Raw genomic sequence first — 15,129 nt, 5'->3', positions numbered from 1 at the left:
TAACCGACCGCCTGGAGTGAGTAGTCGCCCTCGCGATCCGGACAGGTTGTAGCCGGTCGCGCGGTTTTGCAATTTTTGACACCCGGTTTTGCAGCAACAGTGTAGCGCGGCGCGCGATCTGTCAATTTTTGCAGCGGTTCTGTCAGCAACGCGGTTTTCGTTCCCTGGTCTTCAAGCCACGCTCAAGGTCATCTCAAATCCCCTTCGAAGCCTGTTTGAAATTAGAGACGATCAGCTCGCGCGCGGGCCGCCCCTTGCCGCCGCCCACCGAATACGTGAGACCGACCCGTTCCTGGTGGAACGCAGCGAAGATCGCGCGGATTTCGTCGACGTCGTTGATCGAGAGAATGAACCGCCCTTGGATGCGTGCCAGGCGTTCGGCCATGACCACAAACTGATCGCGGTCGAACAGGCCTGCGCCATAGTCGCCTTCGGAGCCGTGGTAAGGCGGATCGAGGTAGAACAGCGTCTCGGGTCGATCATAGCGGTCGATGAATGCGTGCCAGTCCAGGCATTCGATTACGACGCCGGCAAGGCGATCATGGATGTCAGCCAGCAGCGGTTCGAGCCGCGTCAGATTGAAGCCCGCTGTCTCACTCGGCGAAACGCCAAAGTTCTGCCCTGCGACCTTGCCGCCAAACGCCGTCTTTTGGAGGTAGAGGAACCGACCTGCGCGCTCCAGGTCGGTCAGCGTCGTGGGATCGCTCGCCTGCAGGCGCTGGAACTCACGGCGCCCGGAGAGCTGGAAGCGCAAGGTATCCATGAACTGCGGATAGTGGCGCTGCAGGATGCGAAAAAGGTTGGCCACCTCGCCATTGCGGTCGTTGATAACCTCGGCACGCGGCCGCGCGCGGCGTCGGAAAAACACCCCGCCCATACCCACGAAAACCTCGGCATAGGTGCGATGGGGAACGGCCTCAATCCGCTCGACGAGACGGGCGGCCAGCCTGCGTTTGCCTCCGATATAGGCCGCTGGAGGGTGGACGGGTTCAACGGCTGTGAAGTCTGCCTCAATGCTCATGTTGTGGCCTTCGAGAATCAGTCACGCTCCGCTTGCCCGAAAGGGCTCGGACGCGACGGTTATCTCTGATCGCTGTTGGGCGGGTTGATGCTTGCCGGCTGGCCCGCCGTCCCGATCGCAAGATCGGGCCGTCCGTCCCCTACGCCGGTTCCGGCCAGACGATCGCTGGCAGTTCGGCGATGAACGCGTCGATGGTCGGGATCTCGCGCGTTCCGGCGCGCACCTTGTCCATCTCGGCATAGGCGTAGACCCAGACATTATCCCGCCAGGTGCAAAACACCTCGGCTTCCGCTGCCCAGGCGGGTACGGAACTGCCGCGATAGCCCGCCAGTGAGCCGCCGTCGTTGTAGTTGCGCGACTGAGCGAGACCGTCGATATGGGCCTGGATGGCCTGCCGGAACTGCGGCTGCGCCGCTGCGGCCCTCAGCTCGCCCAGCCGCCCCATCAGCAGCTCAACCTGGTCGACATGTTCCGGCGGCACGAGCAGCACGCCATCGACATAAGCAAGGTCCGCACCGGCCAAACTCGGATGGCTCGTGAGTGCGCAGACATCCTCCAGGCCGATCGCGATCCGATGTTTGCGATACTCGGGCAACCGGTCGATCAGATCGCGAACGGCATCCGCCACGTCGAGGCGGGCGCGCAGCTTGCCGTCGATATAGGGCAAGCCGAACTCCGACGCTTCGGGATGCGCCTTGACGGCACGAGCATCCTCGGCCGACAGCTCGAATTCCTCGTAGTCCGGTTCTTCCTCGGGCAGCGGATCGGGCTGCCAGATTTCTTCCTCCGGGATCTGCTCTTCATCAGCCATGGTGGTCTCCTATTACGCGCCGCCGATGCGGAAGCCTGCCAGCTGGGTCGAGCTGGCGTTGCGAGCGGCGCCGGTATTGTGGAACACCGAAAGTTCGATCACGTCACCGGCGGTCACGGTAAAGGGCTGGGTGATCGAGTTGCCGTAGGTGTTCACGGCCGAGATCGGCTGGCCCTGGAAGGGGCCGGTCGAGCCGTTGCGAGCCACGGACAGACGGAAATCCGTCCCGCCCGATGCCACCGTGCCGAGCACCAGGGCCGTGTAGCCCATGAAAATCCACGCGCCTGCGTCCTTTGCACCGACTGTGAATTTCGAACCGGTGACCGTCGATGCCGGGTCCGAGAGGAAGGACGAAATGGTGCTGGCCATATTCGTCAACGTGGCGTTGGTGTTGCTGGGGATGGATTGCGTCGCGGCTCCCGCACTGAGGATGAAGTAGGGAGAGCGCGCCGCGCGCATCTGGTCGGCCATGACGATCTTGTTGGGCGTGGCGGCTTCGATCTCGGCCACCGTTCCGGGCAGCGAAACCCATTGCGAGCCGTCGAACTGCAAAATTTTCGTGCCGCCCGACCAGTAATTCACGATCATGCCCGTCAAGGGCAGCGAGAAGGACCAGACACCGCCCGACCATTGGGCAATGTAATTGTTGCGGCCGGCCCAGGCACCGGTTCCTGTCGGCTGCACGATGTAAATCTGGTTGTCGGCCGGCGCGCCCGGCGGCGCCGACTGAAAGCCGTTGATGGTCAGGTCCGCGCGGCCGCCGCGTGTCATGCGCCGCAGCGCCTTCTGCAACAGGCTCCAGTCGCCGGCCGCAGGCGCCAGCCCTTCATCCTCGATGACCTTGAACAGGTTCTCCTGGATGTCGTTCAGCCACAGCGCCACCAGTGCCGTGCCTTCCAGGCCGGCAGCGGCATTCTGGTCGCGAAAGCCGCGCTTGCCGCCGCCAATATTGACCCAGTCGGCACCGTTGATGCGATCCATCGGTCAAGCTCCATTGTAAGAGAAGACGATCTGCGTATGCGCGGGCTTCAGCCGCCGCAGCTCGCATTCGATGTCGGAAAGGGTGAAACCGCCGAGGCGGTCGCCCGCCTGGTTCTGGCCGGCGCGGAACCACCATTGGCCGGTGAGCGTCAGGCGCACCCGCCAGGTGAACTGTTCGCCATTCGGAACGAGCCGCATGCCGGCACGCATGTATCCGGCCTTGGACGGCCAGAACTCGTTGATCTGGATCGTGACGCCGAGCATCGCCGCAAAGGTGGTAAAATACGGGATCGACTGTCCGCCCCTTGCTGTCCAGCGCTGATGCGCCTGGCGCTGGCGCTGCGCCAGTGTCCTGTTGCCAAGATCGCGGCCGCAGGGATCAGGCCCCAGCACGCGCTCGAAATCCGGCAACAGCCGAACGGCCGTGCGCGGATCGATCTCGCGCATCAGTTCCTCGGCCTCGTCCTCGGCATCCGCGAAGGGTTGCGCCAAGGCCTCCAGCAGCGCGTCCAGCACGCCGCCTCGGCCGGCGAGCACCCAGCCGACCGGCAATTTGCCGATCAGGCTGCGAAGGATGGTTGCGACAACCCTGCTCATGGCGCGGCCAGGAAGGTGATGGCGCCGGGCACCGGGTAGTGATCGCGGTCGAGAGTGAAGGCTGCGGCGGGGACGACGAGATCATGTGCGTACTCGCCAGCGGCCGCCGACAGCGCCTCCGAGATCCGCGACGGTTCGATACGCGCCCCGATCGGTCCGGCATTCTGGGCGTCTTCCTCGTTGCCGATCGTGGCGACGAAACGCATGTAGGCAGCGGTGATCGCGGCGCGCGTTGCTGGCGTGTCCGGCCGCAAACGGATCGAGATCGGCACGGCTTCGATCACCACGGGAACCACGACCACATTGGCGGTCACCGGACGCAATCCGGTCACGGAACCAGGCGGGCCGAGATAGGCGAGCATAGCGCCTTGCTCGGGGACGGTGGGCGGCCTGCCGAAGAGACCGTCTTTCATCGCCACGATCACGCCGACCGATCCCCGGCCGATCCAGTCGGTGACAACAGCGACGGCGCGCACGTCGAAGGCGGCGCGCAGCCATTCTGGATAGTCGAAGCCGGCGCCACCATGCGGCGGCTGTCGAATGTGGGCGATGGTCGCGGCACTGAGTTCGCGCGGTGTTTCTTCCGGCGCGCCACCGGCCAGGCCGGCCGCGTCCACGGTCACGCGGCTGATGGCGGGGAAAGGCGTAGCCGCGCGAAGCCTGATGCCTGCGGCTATGTTGCCGGCCTGCCCGCTCACCAGGGCAATGACGGGGATAGAAACCGTGCCGCCCACACCAATGACCGCAGCGGCCGTGGATTTCACGGCGACGCCATCGGAAGCCGCAAACTCCAGATCGGACGGCAGCGGCGTGCCGGCCACGCCTTCCACCGTCACGCTGCCGACGGCAAAGGTGGCCGGACGCTTTTCGACGCCCCAGATCGAGGCATGGCGGTCGGCCATTTCGTCTTCGGCGGTGTCGGGAAAGTATTGCCGGCTCCACCAGGCGATGTGGTCGTGGATCTCGCGCACCTCCATGGCGACAGCTCGGCCGAGTATGGCGAACATGCCACGTGGCGAACGAACCGCGCGCGACAAAGCAATCGGATCAACGTCCGGCCGTATCGCAAGAATGAGACTTTCGAGGGAGCCGGCGATCCTTTCCGCGATTGCCCCGGCTTTCGGGATCAGCCAGGCCATCAGCGCGCCCCCGCGATCGACAGGGCCGCGTCGGCCACCAGGATGCGATAGCCGAGGGTTTGCGGACGCACCCACGAAACGTCCAGCTCGGCCGGATTGCCGGTTTCCGGTTCGGCCCAAGCCAGCGCCTCTTCCAGCCAGAGCTGGAACAGCAATCGGGTGGCCTCGGTTTGCTTGGCCCTGTCGAGCAGCCACAGGCGCGAGCCGACACGTTCTCCGCGCAGGTCAAGCCCGTCGCCGGACCAGCCGCGGCGTTCCGCGAAAGATGAAGTCAGGAATTCGGAACGGGCCTGTGGCAACGGATCGTCGGGAGCCGCGCGGCGATCCAGTCCGATCGACAGCAGCACCGGCGTGATCGAGGTTTCGTCGATTACCAGATCGCCATCGTCGCCGACCGCGAGATCGCAGCGGCGCGTCGACGGATCGTAGGTCAGCGCGATATCGAAGAACATGGTGCGGATTTACCGCGCGCGCGTGTCCCGGATCATGCCCGCCACGGCGGGCATGGGACTGGATCGGGCTAGACGCAATCCCATTTGCTGGCACCGGAAATCAAACTGGCGCCGCATGCCGTCTTGTCGCCCTGGCGCGCGATCGGCATGCCTTCGCATTTCCACTTGCCCGATCCGGTGACGATCGGGTTGACGCCATGCCCCGGGATCGGACAGCTGAACATGTCGCCCTTGCGGGCGATCAGAACGCCTTCGCATGTCCACTTAGATGCGGAGGAGATGACGGCGCCGCCGTGATCGGAGCTGTCGCCGAGGCGGACGATTAACGGCACTATTCGAGGTGCCCGGCAGCGGTCTTCATCGAAATGCTCGCACCGCTGCCCACTTCAAGCGCGCCGCCCGCCTTCATGACCATCTTGTCGCCATAGGCGTTGTACATGCCGACTTCGCCGGGCTTCAGGCCACCCATGCGCTTCGACGGATTGGCGACAGGCAAGACGACCAGGTCGCCTTCGTCGCCGCCGACCGACAGCACGATCGCCAGCGCGCCATCCTCGGGAACCGACGATGCAAACCCGAATGGCTGCAGGATTTCGACATCGTCGCGCCAGATCCCGTCGGCGACCTCGACCGAGCAGCGTTGGGTCTCGCCATCGTCGCGGACGTTCTTCAGCACCGAGCGCCGGATCATGCCGCGCGTCTTGTCGGCCGTTTCCTTGTCCATCACAGTTTCTCCGCTGTTCCGTCGAGCTTGGATGAGCCCGCGCTCTTCTTGTTCTGCAGGTTCTGGCGCCGCGAGCCGGCGGCCTTCTTGTCGTAGGCTTCCGGCGAAGTGACGGTCAGCTCGGTTTCCTCGCCGTTCTCGTCCTTTCGGAACGTCACCGTCGAAATCAGCATGTCGCGCTCGATGCCCTGGAAGGCATCGGAGACGAAGGCCATTTCGTTGACCCGCCAGACGCGGCCGCCGACCGAGAAACCGTGGACGCGATAGTTGGCCTCTTCAGCGTTGGCGCGCGCGGTGCGCATGCGCCAGTCGGCCTCGTCATTGGCGGACTGTTCGTCGGCCTGAGTGCGCGCAAGATGAACGATCGGCCGATACCGCTCGATCTCAGGATCGGCGGCGCGTCCGGTGGTGGCGGTGCCGCGCCGCTCGCGTTCATAGGCCGAGCCATCGCCCGGTTGCCGATTGCCCGGCTCGGCCGGAGCTGTTGCCGGTGTCAGCGGCGCGGCGCGGCTGTCCCGCTGCCCACTGGCCTTTTCGCCCTGGCCGCGCACGATCGTCTTGGAGTGACGGCCCTCATGGCTGAAGGTTGCGCGCGATGCTTTCACATTGCCCGGCAGGCTGAGGTCGGCCGGCGCGCGCCTGGCGCCGGTGCGTGTGATGACGATGCCGCCGACGCCGTCGCTCATCACCAGCGCGTGCCGCTGGCGCGCGCCCTTCTCGATCGCCGAGTGCCCGGTCTCGCCGAGATCCAGGGCATAGCGCGGGAACGGCTTGCCGGTGTCAATCTCGGTCCGCACGTCCAGGCCGAACGGTGCCGCGATGCGTTTGACGGCATCTTCCAGTTTGATGTTCGTGAACTCGCCCGGACCTTCGGGAGCGGCAGCGCAGTCGATCAGGTCGCCGGCCTTGTCCTCACCCGAAATGCTGACTTCGGCTACGCTCTCGTCAATCTCGGGCTCCACTTTCTTGATGTAGCCGTGCAGGACCAGGGTGCCGTCGGCGAAACACTTGACCTCCATTCCGGGCCGCACCTTGAAGATCGCCCGAGGCGATGCGTAATCGAAGGTGGAGATCGAGCGAACGCCATCGCGCAGCGTGAAGGAAAACGACCCGGAAAAGTCCTTCAGGTTCCTCGTGACCTCGGCCTGGGTCCACTCCTCATAGAGGACGCCGTCTACCTGCAGCGTGAGGCTCATTTAAGCGCCTCGATGCGTCCGGCCGGCAACATGGCCGGATGTCTCGGCCGGTTGCGCTCGACCAGTGAGCGATAGCCGGCCTCGATCGCTTCCGGCCGGTCGCCATAAAGATCATTGGCAACCGCGTAAGCATCGGTCTCGGTGTCGTAGGTGCGCACGATCAATGCGGGCAGCCGGCCGATCGCCTCGTTGATGTCGGCAATCACGGCGGCGCGCAAGGCGCTCGCGGCGCGGCTGGCGGCGGTGGTGACGGCGGCGAAGTGGATGTCATCGATGGCGGCGAGCGCATCGGTGAAATTGTCGATGGCGCCAGTAAGCCTGGCGCGCAGTATCTGGGCGTCCTCGCGGTTGGCATGCTCGACCTGGACCGACAAGGCGGCCGCCTTGCCCAGCGGATCACCGGCTGCGGTAAGCAGAAGAACACCATCGGCGGCCGATGGCGCATCGGCTTGCTCGTCCGTGAACCGCAACGCGGCAGCCGCGAACAGGTCGACGAGCTGGGCAGGCGTAACCGAAGCCGTCGAAACCGGGGCCTCCGCCGCAGGCGCCACGGCCGAGGCCTGGTTGCCTGGCAATTGCCGAACGACCGTATCGGTCACGGCCATGACTGCGCTGGTGAAGGCAACCGGACCAGCCGGCACGGATTGCGGCAAGGCGGACCGAACAACGGCGGCGGCGCTGCCGGCCGGGAGCGCCAGCCACTCACTCTTAAGCAGTCGCGTCGATCGCTGTGTCGCCAGATCCTGCACCCGCGAAATCGTCTGGCTGGCGGGTGAGCTGCCCAGCGCCATGATCGCCGAGGCGAAGTTCAACGCTGCCCCGAGCAGGGTAGCGGCCGTGGATTGAAACAGGCCGTTGAAGCCAGCTCGAACGCGCTTGAAGGAGACGTGGAAGCGCGCGACGCGCAACTCGCTCGCGGAGAACGAGATCTCGGCCGGCTCCTCCAGGATGACGGTCATCGCGCCAAGCCATGGATGGATCAGCGTGCCAGGGCCGGGCCGCTCGAATTGCGCCTGCAAATCGCGCGCCTGGGCGACGTAGTCGTCACCGACCATCAGGCCCTCAAGCGAGATGACCGCAGGACGCAGCCCGAGATCGTCATAGGCGGCGCGATCGGTACCCGGAAACAGGCTTTCGGCGACACGCCGGCCGGCCTCGGTCGACGTATCCGGGACGAAGAAGCCGATGCCGCGATAGGACGCCGGCAGGCAGCCCGGCAGGACGTGGGCGACGCTGTCGATGATCATACCCGGCCCACCATGCGCCCGCTGCTGGCCTCGACGGGCACGGCAGCGTTATCCGAAGCGACGCTGGCGACCTTGGCCGGCCCGTCGACCACGATGCGCACAGCACCGCCAACATTGACATCCTGGCGCACCGGCGCGGCAATCGCGGCGAAGCGGCTGTCGGTGGCCGGCCGAAGGGGTGAGCGGTTGCCATCAGTAGGTTGCACCGACGATTGTTTGTTGTTGTTCGCAGGCGGGCGCGGCGGCGTCAGGAAATCCTGAAGCGCCCGATCGCGGTCCTCCGACATACCGCTGGGGTCAACTTTGTTCTGGTCGCCAGCTGGCGTTCCGTTCGGCAAGATGTCGCCGGACTTCGCCGAACTGCCCCAACTGAACGGGTTCAGGTTGATTGTGGGCAGCGTAAAATCCGATAGCCATTCGGCAAAGCCCTCGAGGGAAGACTTCAAGTTTTCGACGACGCTTATCACCTTGTTGTACGCCTCAACTACATTCTTCGGCAGCACGTTCTGCCAGTCGATCGGCTGGGTAAGAAACTGCTTGAGACCGTTCAGCGCGTCGATTGTCTTTCGCGCAAATACCTCGGCCGGAACCTCGCCTTGTTCGAGACCCATCATGCTGTTGGCGCTGTCTTTCACCCCCTGCCACCACTGGCCGAAGCTGCTTTGATCGACGCGCTTTTCGAGATCGCGATAGGCAGCGTGGTTCTTCGCGATCTGTTCAAGGCGCTGCTCGGGTGTACGCCCCATGTCGTCGATGAAGTCGAAGGCCAGCGGGATCATCCAGCCGGCAGCCACCGAGCCGCGCAACACCGGGCCGAGCCGCCGCAAAGCACTCATCGCCTCGCGCGGCAGCGCGGCAAATACCGAGCGGAACAGGCCGGCGACATTGCTGTAGCCAAGCCCGCGCGCCAGTGACGACCAGCCCCGGAAGAAATCGACAAGGGCACGGCCAGCACGCGGCAACAATCGCAGGAGCCCGGTCATGCCGCGCGTCAACAGACGAAGCGGCCCGAACACAACGGCGAAACCAGCTCCCACGATTGGCAGCACAAACCCGATGGCGCCAAGTGCCGCCGCGACCATGAGGCCGGCACCGGCGTAAACCAGCAACTGGCTGGCCATGCCGCCGCTCGTCTGGTCGAATTCGCGAAGCCAGCCCAGGGCAGCAATCGCCCACTCGTTCATCGAAGGCAGCCACTGCGCGAACGCCATGCCGACGAAGCGCACAGCCTGTGTTCCGACTTCCCGGAATATGGTCAGCTGGCGGTTGATGCCGGCCATCTGGGTATCGAAGTCCGCGTCAGTGACCGCGCCCGTCGCGGCTGCCACCTTTGACTTGATATCCTTGTACTCCTCGATGTTGGCGAGGAACGGCACCAGGAAGTCGAGCACCTGTTTGTCCTGGAACAGCTCGCCGATCTTGCCGGCCGCGCCGATCGCCTCCAGCTGCTCGCGCACAAAGCCGAGCGCCTCGGCGCCTTCAAGCCCGTTCTGTTTCGCCTTCTTCATGAAGGTGGCGATCTGGGTTTCGTTGACGCCGGTCAGCTTGCCGATTTTCTGGATCACCGCCTCGATCGGGTTGATGCCCTTGGCGGCGGCGTCCATCATCACGGCTTCAATGTCGACGCCATGCTTTTCGAAATTCTTCTTGGTCAGCGGCGCCAGCGCCTTGTCGAGGAAGTTCGACAGGTTGTTGGCAGCCGCCGCCGGATCAGCCGTACCTTTGCGCGCAATCTGAAGAGCGGACGCCAGGAAGTTGACGGCCTCGCGACCCTTGACGCCGAACTTGGCGACGCCGCTGGTGAGGTTCGGGAAGCTGGCGGCCATGTCCTTCAGCTCGAACGAACCGAGTTTACCCGCCACGACCAGGGCGCCGAGGCTGTCGCGCATCTGGTCGGCCGGCAGCTTCAGATTGTTGAGCATCGAAACGCCGACGCCGGACATGTCGGAGAAACTGGCGTTCGCGGCTGTGGTGGCGCGGCCGATATCGGCGATCGTGGCGTCGATCAGCTTCGGGGCCACGCCAGCCGCGATCATCTGCCCGACGCCGTCGGCGATGGTGTCGGAGTGCTGGCCGATCTTGATGGCAAGGGCGTCGTAGCGGATTTCCGCCTGGTCGACGAAGGCGAACGCAGCCTTGCCGGTCAGTTCCGCGGTGCCGGCTATGTCTAGCAATTTCTGCTGGAAAGCCGCCGCTTCCTGGATCGGTCCCATGAAGGAGATGCCGGCGACGGCGGCGCCCAGCACACCGATCTTGCGGGCGAAGCCAACCAGGCTGGACAGGTTATTCTTGAGCGAGCGCAGCGGCCCCGAGAGATGGTCCCGGAGCCGCACCAACACATCCAAAGCCATCGACCTGCCGGACACGCCTCACTCCTTCTTTGAGGCCTCCTCGCGGTAGGCCATGATCGCGTTCCACCAGAACACTGCATCGGTGGCGGTGAAGCGATCGACTTCACTGGCGGACAGGCCGGTCCCGTCGACCAGCCCGCCCAGGATCACCTGCCAGTTGTCCGGCCAGTCGCGAAAAAACTGTTCAGTACCTGGCCACCGGCGGCGATGTCGGCGCCGTCCATCTTGTCAAACAGCGCGTTCATGATCGCCTGGCTGATGCGGGTGGAACGGGCGAAAGCAACAACGCTCATGTCATCCTCTTTCGCGGCAGCGATCGCGCGCTGGTCGGCACCATTCAGCCGATGGAAGACGAGACGCTCATAGCGATCGGTGCGGACCTTCCCGTTCTTGCGGATCTGGAGATCGCGCGGGAACTTGAGCGGCAAGGTAACCGAGCCGTCCTGGTTCTTCTTCGCGTGCGGCGGCAGGCGGTCGAGCGGGTCGATGTCCTCGTCGACGACATCGGCGTCCGTTTCCGCGTCGACCGCTATCGGGGCCTCCTCGTCGACAATGGCTTCGGCCGAACCCGAGCCCTGGACCTGGTCCTCGTCCAGGTCGATGCTGATTTCCTTCTTCGGGCCGCTCATGCCAGCACCTCTTCAGGCGCCGAGCCTGCCCATTTGAGTTCGATCTTGCCGCCTTCGCCGCCCGTCACATCCGGGTGGTCGGTCAGGAAGGCGTCGGCGAGGACGAAGGTCTGGCCGGTGTCGCACACCACCTGCAATTCGCCTTCGCCGGGATCCCAAAGGTTCCCGTAGCGCTGGCCGCGTTCGAGGTTCGTCGTGGCCGTTACCTCGGTGGCCTCGAACTCCTGGGCGCGGGCGGCCTTGCGGCCATAGGTGACGACATTGTTCTTGATGCCGCCGACCTTGATCTTGGCGCCTTTCTCGACCGGAATATTCCGACCGCGCCAGACAATGTCGACGATGCCGAGCGTCTGCATGTGAGCCTCCTTGTTAGACCTGGAATTCGAGCGAGCCGGCGAGCGTCATCAGGTTGCCGACGATGCGGACCTGCTGGCGGCTCTCCAGCCGGTTCTTGTCATCGACGGCGCGTTGGAAAACGCTTTCCTTGACCGTGCGCTCGATGTCCTCGATCCAGGCGCGATCGCCATAGAGCCGGCAGCGAGCCGCCCAGGAGCCGTGCATGCGGCGCGGGGTCACCACGGCATTGCCGGGATCTTCGTCGCTGTCGTTGCGGCTGGTGAAGGCCGCATTGTTTTCGTCATCGACCAGCTTCGCGCGCGGATAGAGCAGTGTCACATAGCCGGCCCAATCGTAGCGGATCCGGCTCATCGTGGCCGGCACCATGATGTCGAGCCAGGCGCGGTCGGGCACGCCGAGATTGGACACCTTGTAGGTCGTGGCTACGCGCGAAATCGTCACCGTGCCGTCGGCAAGGCAATCGAAGGTGGAAATGCCCTTGCGCAGGAGCAGATCCTGCTCGGTCTCGGTATACTGGTCGATCGGGTCCGGCGCCTCGACGCCGGGCAGAACCAAAGACCGCAACTGGCGGGCCGGATCGTTGGCCAGGTGGAACGAGCACAGGCCCATCTGAGTGGCCGACAGGATCCACGAGCTGGTCGACGACTTGTTCAGCCCGGCGGCCGTCAGGAACGGCGAATTGGTCAGCTCGCCGAAAGCGCCGAGGGTCGCGAAGGTGCCGCGCTTGGCCACGTAGCCATGTGCGTCCAGCTTCGACATTGCCTTGTAGCGGTCGGCGAGCCAGGCGGCGAATGCGCCCATATTGGTTGCGTCCGACCAGGGATGCTGCACGGCCGTGTACCAGGTGTTGGCAATGGCATCGAGCACCGGCTGCAGGGCGGGATTGCCGGCGCCGCCGGCCATCGGCGCGATCGCGACGGCCAGGCCGGACGGCAGCGGCTGCGCTTTGGTGTCGACGCGCAGATCGATATCGTTTCCGACCTCACCGCCATTGCGGGCGGTGACGGTCACGACGCCGAGTGCGGAAGCGGCCGTCACTACCAGCGCCGGATCCGCATTGATGGCATCCTTCAGCGCGGAGGCCATGGTCGTGACTGTGGCGCCGGCCTGTGCCGTGATACGGACGGCCCTGCCAGCGATCTTGAAACGCAGGACCATGGCAGCGGCAACCGCACCGGTAAAGGTGAGTGTACCCGACGCCTTGACCGCGCCCGGATCGTCGGCAAGCGCCGTCACGAACAGGGGTTGGGTCTTGTTGGCCTTACGGAAGGCGATCACCTGCTCGGCGCCGATCGAACCCTGTCCGAACAGCGCGACCGCCTGTTCCGGGCGAACCACCTCGACGAACTGGCCGGGCGCCAGCGTGCCGGCGGCGAGCTTCTGGCCGACGATCAGATTGCGCACCGGATAGGGCAAAACGCCCATAGTGCGATAGTTCGGCTTCACCTCGATATAGGTGCCAGGCTCCAGCCAGTCATACGGGATCTCGTCGAAGATCATCGGTTCCATGCTCATTTGCCTCCGTTGCGGCCCTTGCGGCCGGAAGTGTCGGGATCTTCGGGTGTAGGCGGATCGACGGGTTTGCTGCCTTTCGGCTCGGCGATCTCGTCGTCGGCCGCGACCAGGTCGCCGTCCGCCAGGCGGCGGCGGATGTAGAGCGTCACCTCGACGGTGGCGCCATCGGCCGGCCAGACGCTGCCGTCTTCCATCGGCACCGACCGGCCTTCCGCGAGTTTCAGTTTCTGTTCGGGCACGTCTTTTGCTCCTAGCTGTTGGGCTGAACGGTTTGCGGAGCATCGACGCCACCGGCTGCCGGGCTGTCCGCGTTCAGCCAGGTCACGCCGAGCTGCTGGAAATCGTCGATGGTCTTGAGCTGCAGGGCCGCCGGGCTGAACTGGTAACGGACCTCGAAGTCGAGGTTCGCAACGACTGTGGCGTCATCGCTCCAGCCGTCGGCATAGACCGCCTCGGCTCCCGTGACTGCGCTGGCGCCGATACCGTCGAACACCGCGCCCTGCAGGAGGGCTGCCGCCACGTCGATCATGGCATCCATACCGATGTCCATTCGATCGCCCTTGAAACGGGTTTCAAGGCTCGATGACGCTTTGACGATCATCACCAGGCGCCAGCGCATTGCCGCCGCGAGCTGTCGGCCGGAGGCCGGGTCCGGCCTGAAGCCGATCCATGCCAGCCCGATGAACGGGGTCAATCGCACCACGCGCTCGAACTCCTTCACCGTGAGAACGGGCGGTATCCGCTGGATCTGGAACTCCTTCGAAGGGAAGGCCAGTCGCAACCGGGCCACGATCGCCGGTTCGATGGTGCGGATTGGAGCGAGCGCCAGATCCACGATCAGCCTCGCAATCTCTGGTGATCGAAGACGTTGATGCGGTCGGAGATGCGGGCGCCGGTGGAGCCAAGTTCACCGGCGGGCGGCGCTTCGATGTTGATGCGGCCGGCCGCGATACCGTCAAGCCAGGCGATCACCTCCTTGCGGTCCAGGCGCATCTGCTCGGTCGGCTCGGTCCGCTCGCCCTTCGCCAGGTCGTAGCGCGCCAGCACACAGGCGGCACGCACGATGCTCTTTTCCGGGGCGGCGACCGGCACGCGGTAGCGACCGCGCAGATAGTCGTCGATCAGCCCGCACGCATCGGCGATCGCCAGCTCGACCTTGGCGGCAAGCACTGTCGTGGCGTCGCGATCTTCCGGCCGCGAAAGCCGGATCATCTCGGTTTCACCGAAGCGGTCGACCATGTCCTGGACGGTGGCGTAGCTCACTCGTCTCCCTCCAACTTGATACGCTCTGGTCGGAGCACGGCGCGGTTGAGCGCCATAAACCCCAGTTCGAAATGGGTGCGCGCAACAGCCAGCCAGCGACGGTCAAACTGGTCGCCGTCGAGCCCATCGAGGTGACGAAGGATCATCTCCTCAGTCACCTTGTGAGCATTCACGGCCGCGATCACCTCGGCGGACTGCGGCCTGTAGCCAGCAATCGGCAAGCCAGGAGCAACCTTCTTCACTGTCGGCTGCCGGCATCCAGGCCGGTCGGGTCCAGGAAGCACCATCAGACGAAACTCACGACCAGGTTCGGCTCGGAGAAAAGCTGTTCGAGCTGTACCGGCGACGGAAACGCTTCCAGCGGGTGGTTGGTGCCCGACTTGGAGTGCGTGAGGCCGCACCTGCGGAACCCGTCGACCGTAGCGACGATGCGCAACCCGGTCGGCGGTTCGGCTACGCCGCTCGCCTGCCAGGCCTCGATCGCGGCCGTGAGTTTAGGGAAGAATGTTCGGAACTCGCCTTTCGGGCCGTAGCCCCGTTCGTCCCACTCCCGCATGGCCTCGCCGAGATTTTGCGGCCCCGCGACCTTCTCCTGTTCGGCCTTCAGGAAGTCATTGACTTCCGCCATCTGGTGACGCGACGCCTCGGCTCCCGCCTTGATCAGCTCGTCAGCGGTCGGCGCACCTGCGGAGCCGGCCGTATTGCCGGCCCCGCCCTGGTCGCTCTCTCCGGGGGTATGCGTCGAATTGGTTGAGGCCTGGTCTTTCGCCTTGCTGGCGTCATCGGCCGCGTCGGTTTTCCTGGACATATTCTTCCTCGCTTCGGGTCTCGCAAAAGGGGTCGGGG

General features: G+C 64.8%; 20 protein-coding genes. All 20 read right to left on the bottom strand.

Annotation, left to right across the window (positions count from 1 at the left end; genetic code table 11):
• Positions 1-193: 193 nt before the first annotated feature.
• Complete coding sequence (locus tag AB4136_RS07155) at positions 194-1,021, bottom strand: DNA adenine methylase (protein ID WP_441930921.1); 828 nt, start codon at positions 1,019-1,021, stop codon at positions 194-196.
• 139 nt (positions 1,022-1,160) lie between these two features.
• Positions 1,161-1,832, bottom strand: a complete 672-nt coding sequence (locus AB4136_RS07150; RefSeq protein WP_441930919.1) for a hypothetical protein — start codon at positions 1,830-1,832, stop codon at positions 1,161-1,163.
• Between the two features lie 12 nt (positions 1,833-1,844).
• Positions 1,845-2,813, bottom strand: coding sequence for a DUF2793 domain-containing protein (locus tag AB4136_RS07145; RefSeq protein WP_441930917.1), 969 nt, complete (start codon positions 2,811-2,813; stop codon positions 1,845-1,847).
• Positions 2,814-2,816: 3 nt separating this feature from the next.
• Positions 2,817-3,410: a YmfQ family protein gene (locus AB4136_RS07140; RefSeq protein WP_441930915.1), complete on the bottom strand. Its 594-nt coding sequence runs from the start codon at positions 3,408-3,410 to the stop codon at positions 2,817-2,819.
• A complete protein-coding gene (locus AB4136_RS07135; protein ID WP_441930913.1) occupies positions 3,407-4,549 on the bottom strand; it encodes a baseplate J/gp47 family protein in 1,143 nt (380 codons plus the stop codon). Before AB4136_RS07135 ends, AB4136_RS07140 begins: the two co-directional genes overlap by 4 nt.
• A complete protein-coding gene (locus AB4136_RS07130) occupies positions 4,549-5,001 on the bottom strand; it encodes a phage GP46 family protein (RefSeq protein WP_441930911.1) in 453 nt (150 codons plus the stop codon). The genes AB4136_RS07135 and AB4136_RS07130 overlap by 1 nt, the downstream gene beginning before the upstream one ends.
• Positions 5,002-5,069: 68 nt before the next feature.
• Positions 5,070-5,333: a PAAR domain-containing protein gene (locus AB4136_RS07125; protein WP_441930909.1), complete on the bottom strand. Its 264-nt coding sequence runs from the start codon at positions 5,331-5,333 to the stop codon at positions 5,070-5,072.
• Positions 5,333-5,725 carry a phage baseplate assembly protein domain-containing protein gene (locus tag AB4136_RS07120; RefSeq protein WP_441930907.1) on the bottom strand — a complete coding sequence of 131 codons (393 nt, stop codon included), beginning with the start codon at positions 5,723-5,725 and terminating at the stop codon, positions 5,333-5,335. Before AB4136_RS07120 ends, AB4136_RS07125 begins: the two co-directional genes overlap by 1 nt.
• Positions 5,725-6,921, bottom strand: coding sequence for a phage baseplate assembly protein (locus AB4136_RS07115; RefSeq protein ID WP_441930905.1), 1,197 nt, complete (start codon positions 6,919-6,921; stop codon positions 5,725-5,727). The genes AB4136_RS07120 and AB4136_RS07115 overlap by 1 nt, the downstream gene beginning before the upstream one ends.
• Positions 6,918-8,168: a DNA circularization N-terminal domain-containing protein gene (locus tag AB4136_RS07110; protein WP_441930903.1), complete on the bottom strand. Its 1,251-nt coding sequence runs from the start codon at positions 8,166-8,168 to the stop codon at positions 6,918-6,920. The genes AB4136_RS07115 and AB4136_RS07110 overlap by 4 nt, the downstream gene beginning before the upstream one ends.
• Positions 8,165-10,534, bottom strand: a complete 2,370-nt coding sequence (locus AB4136_RS07105) for a phage tail tape measure protein (RefSeq protein ID WP_441930901.1) — start codon at positions 10,532-10,534, stop codon at positions 8,165-8,167. The genes AB4136_RS07110 and AB4136_RS07105 overlap by 4 nt, the downstream gene beginning before the upstream one ends.
• A 3-nt stretch (positions 10,535-10,537) precedes the next feature.
• Entirely contained in the window at positions 10,538-10,669 is a 132-nt protein-coding gene (locus AB4136_RS07100) for a hypothetical protein (protein ID WP_441930899.1), read from the bottom strand.
• Positions 10,666-11,148 carry a hypothetical protein gene (locus tag AB4136_RS07095; protein WP_441930897.1) on the bottom strand — a complete coding sequence of 161 codons (483 nt, stop codon included), beginning with the start codon at positions 11,146-11,148 and terminating at the stop codon, positions 10,666-10,668. Before AB4136_RS07095 ends, AB4136_RS07100 begins: the two co-directional genes overlap by 4 nt.
• Positions 11,145-11,504, bottom strand: coding sequence for a phage tail tube protein (locus AB4136_RS07090; protein ID WP_441930895.1), 360 nt, complete (start codon positions 11,502-11,504; stop codon positions 11,145-11,147). Before AB4136_RS07090 ends, AB4136_RS07095 begins: the two co-directional genes overlap by 4 nt.
• Before the next feature lie 13 nt (positions 11,505-11,517).
• Positions 11,518-13,020 carry a phage tail protein gene (locus tag AB4136_RS07085; protein WP_441930893.1) on the bottom strand — a complete coding sequence of 501 codons (1,503 nt, stop codon included), beginning with the start codon at positions 13,018-13,020 and terminating at the stop codon, positions 11,518-11,520.
• Positions 13,017-13,259, bottom strand: a complete 243-nt coding sequence (locus AB4136_RS07080) for a DUF2635 domain-containing protein (RefSeq protein WP_441930891.1) — start codon at positions 13,257-13,259, stop codon at positions 13,017-13,019. The genes AB4136_RS07085 and AB4136_RS07080 overlap by 4 nt, the downstream gene beginning before the upstream one ends.
• A gap of 11 nt (positions 13,260-13,270) precedes the next feature.
• The gene (locus AB4136_RS07075) at positions 13,271-13,855 is read right to left on the bottom strand and encodes a hypothetical protein (protein WP_441930889.1); all 585 of its coding nucleotides are present in this window, start codon (positions 13,853-13,855) and stop codon (positions 13,271-13,273) included.
• Between the two features lie 2 nt (positions 13,856-13,857).
• The gene (locus AB4136_RS07070; RefSeq protein ID WP_441930887.1) at positions 13,858-14,283 is read right to left on the bottom strand and encodes a gp436 family protein; all 426 of its coding nucleotides are present in this window, start codon (positions 14,281-14,283) and stop codon (positions 13,858-13,860) included.
• The gene (locus AB4136_RS07065; RefSeq protein WP_441930885.1) at positions 14,280-14,525 is read right to left on the bottom strand and encodes an Acb2/Tad1 domain-containing protein; all 246 of its coding nucleotides are present in this window, start codon (positions 14,523-14,525) and stop codon (positions 14,280-14,282) included. Before AB4136_RS07065 ends, AB4136_RS07070 begins: the two co-directional genes overlap by 4 nt.
• Positions 14,526-14,569: 44 nt before the next feature.
• Entirely contained in the window at positions 14,570-15,091 is a 522-nt protein-coding gene (locus tag AB4136_RS07060) for a hypothetical protein (protein ID WP_441930883.1), read from the bottom strand.
• Positions 15,092-15,129: the final 38 nt, after the last annotated feature.

It is taken from the genome of Mesorhizobium sp. 2RAF21 (assembly GCF_052115345.1).
GTDB classification, from domain to species: Bacteria; Pseudomonadota; Alphaproteobacteria; order Rhizobiales; family Rhizobiaceae; genus Mesorhizobium; species Mesorhizobium terrae.
The sequence above is the reverse complement of the archived record's forward strand: the minus strand, read 5'-3'. Positions and strand labels throughout refer to the sequence as shown.

What these genes read in the sequence shown, in the direction of transcription:
- AB4136_RS07155 (WP_441930921.1), bottom strand. Translation starts at nt 1,021, where the DNA reads ATGAGCATTGAGGCAGACTTCACAGCCGTTGAACCCGTCCACCCTCCA.
- AB4136_RS07150 (WP_441930919.1), bottom strand. Translation starts at nt 1,832, where the DNA reads ATGGCTGATGAAGAGCAGATCCCGGAGGAAGAAATCTGGCAGCCCGAT.
- AB4136_RS07145 (WP_441930917.1), bottom strand. Translation starts at nt 2,813, where the DNA reads ATGGATCGCATCAACGGTGCCGACTGGGTCAATATTGGCGGCGGCAAG.
- AB4136_RS07140 (WP_441930915.1), bottom strand. Translation starts at nt 3,410, where the DNA reads ATGAGCAGGGTTGTCGCAACCATCCTTCGCAGCCTGATCGGCAAATTG.
- AB4136_RS07135 (WP_441930913.1), bottom strand. Translation starts at nt 4,549, where the DNA reads ATGGCCTGGCTGATCCCGAAAGCCGGGGCAATCGCGGAAAGGATCGCC.
- AB4136_RS07130 (WP_441930911.1), bottom strand. Translation starts at nt 5,001, where the DNA reads ATGTTCTTCGATATCGCGCTGACCTACGATCCGTCGACGCGCCGCTGC.
- AB4136_RS07120 (WP_441930907.1), bottom strand. Translation starts at nt 5,725, where the DNA reads ATGGACAAGGAAACGGCCGACAAGACGCGCGGCATGATCCGGCGCTCG.
- AB4136_RS07115 (WP_441930905.1), bottom strand. Translation starts at nt 6,921, where the DNA reads ATGAGCCTCACGCTGCAGGTAGACGGCGTCCTCTATGAGGAGTGGACC.
- AB4136_RS07110 (WP_441930903.1), bottom strand. Translation starts at nt 8,168, where the DNA reads ATGATCATCGACAGCGTCGCCCACGTCCTGCCGGGCTGCCTGCCGGCG.
- AB4136_RS07095 (WP_441930897.1), bottom strand. Translation starts at nt 11,148, where the DNA reads ATGAGCGGCCCGAAGAAGGAAATCAGCATCGACCTGGACGAGGACCAG.
- AB4136_RS07090 (WP_441930895.1), bottom strand. Translation starts at nt 11,504, where the DNA reads ATGCAGACGCTCGGCATCGTCGACATTGTCTGGCGCGGTCGGAATATT.
- AB4136_RS07085 (WP_441930893.1), bottom strand. Translation starts at nt 13,020, where the DNA reads ATGAGCATGGAACCGATGATCTTCGACGAGATCCCGTATGACTGGCTG.
- AB4136_RS07060 (WP_441930883.1), bottom strand. Translation starts at nt 15,091, where the DNA reads ATGTCCAGGAAAACCGACGCGGCCGATGACGCCAGCAAGGCGAAAGAC.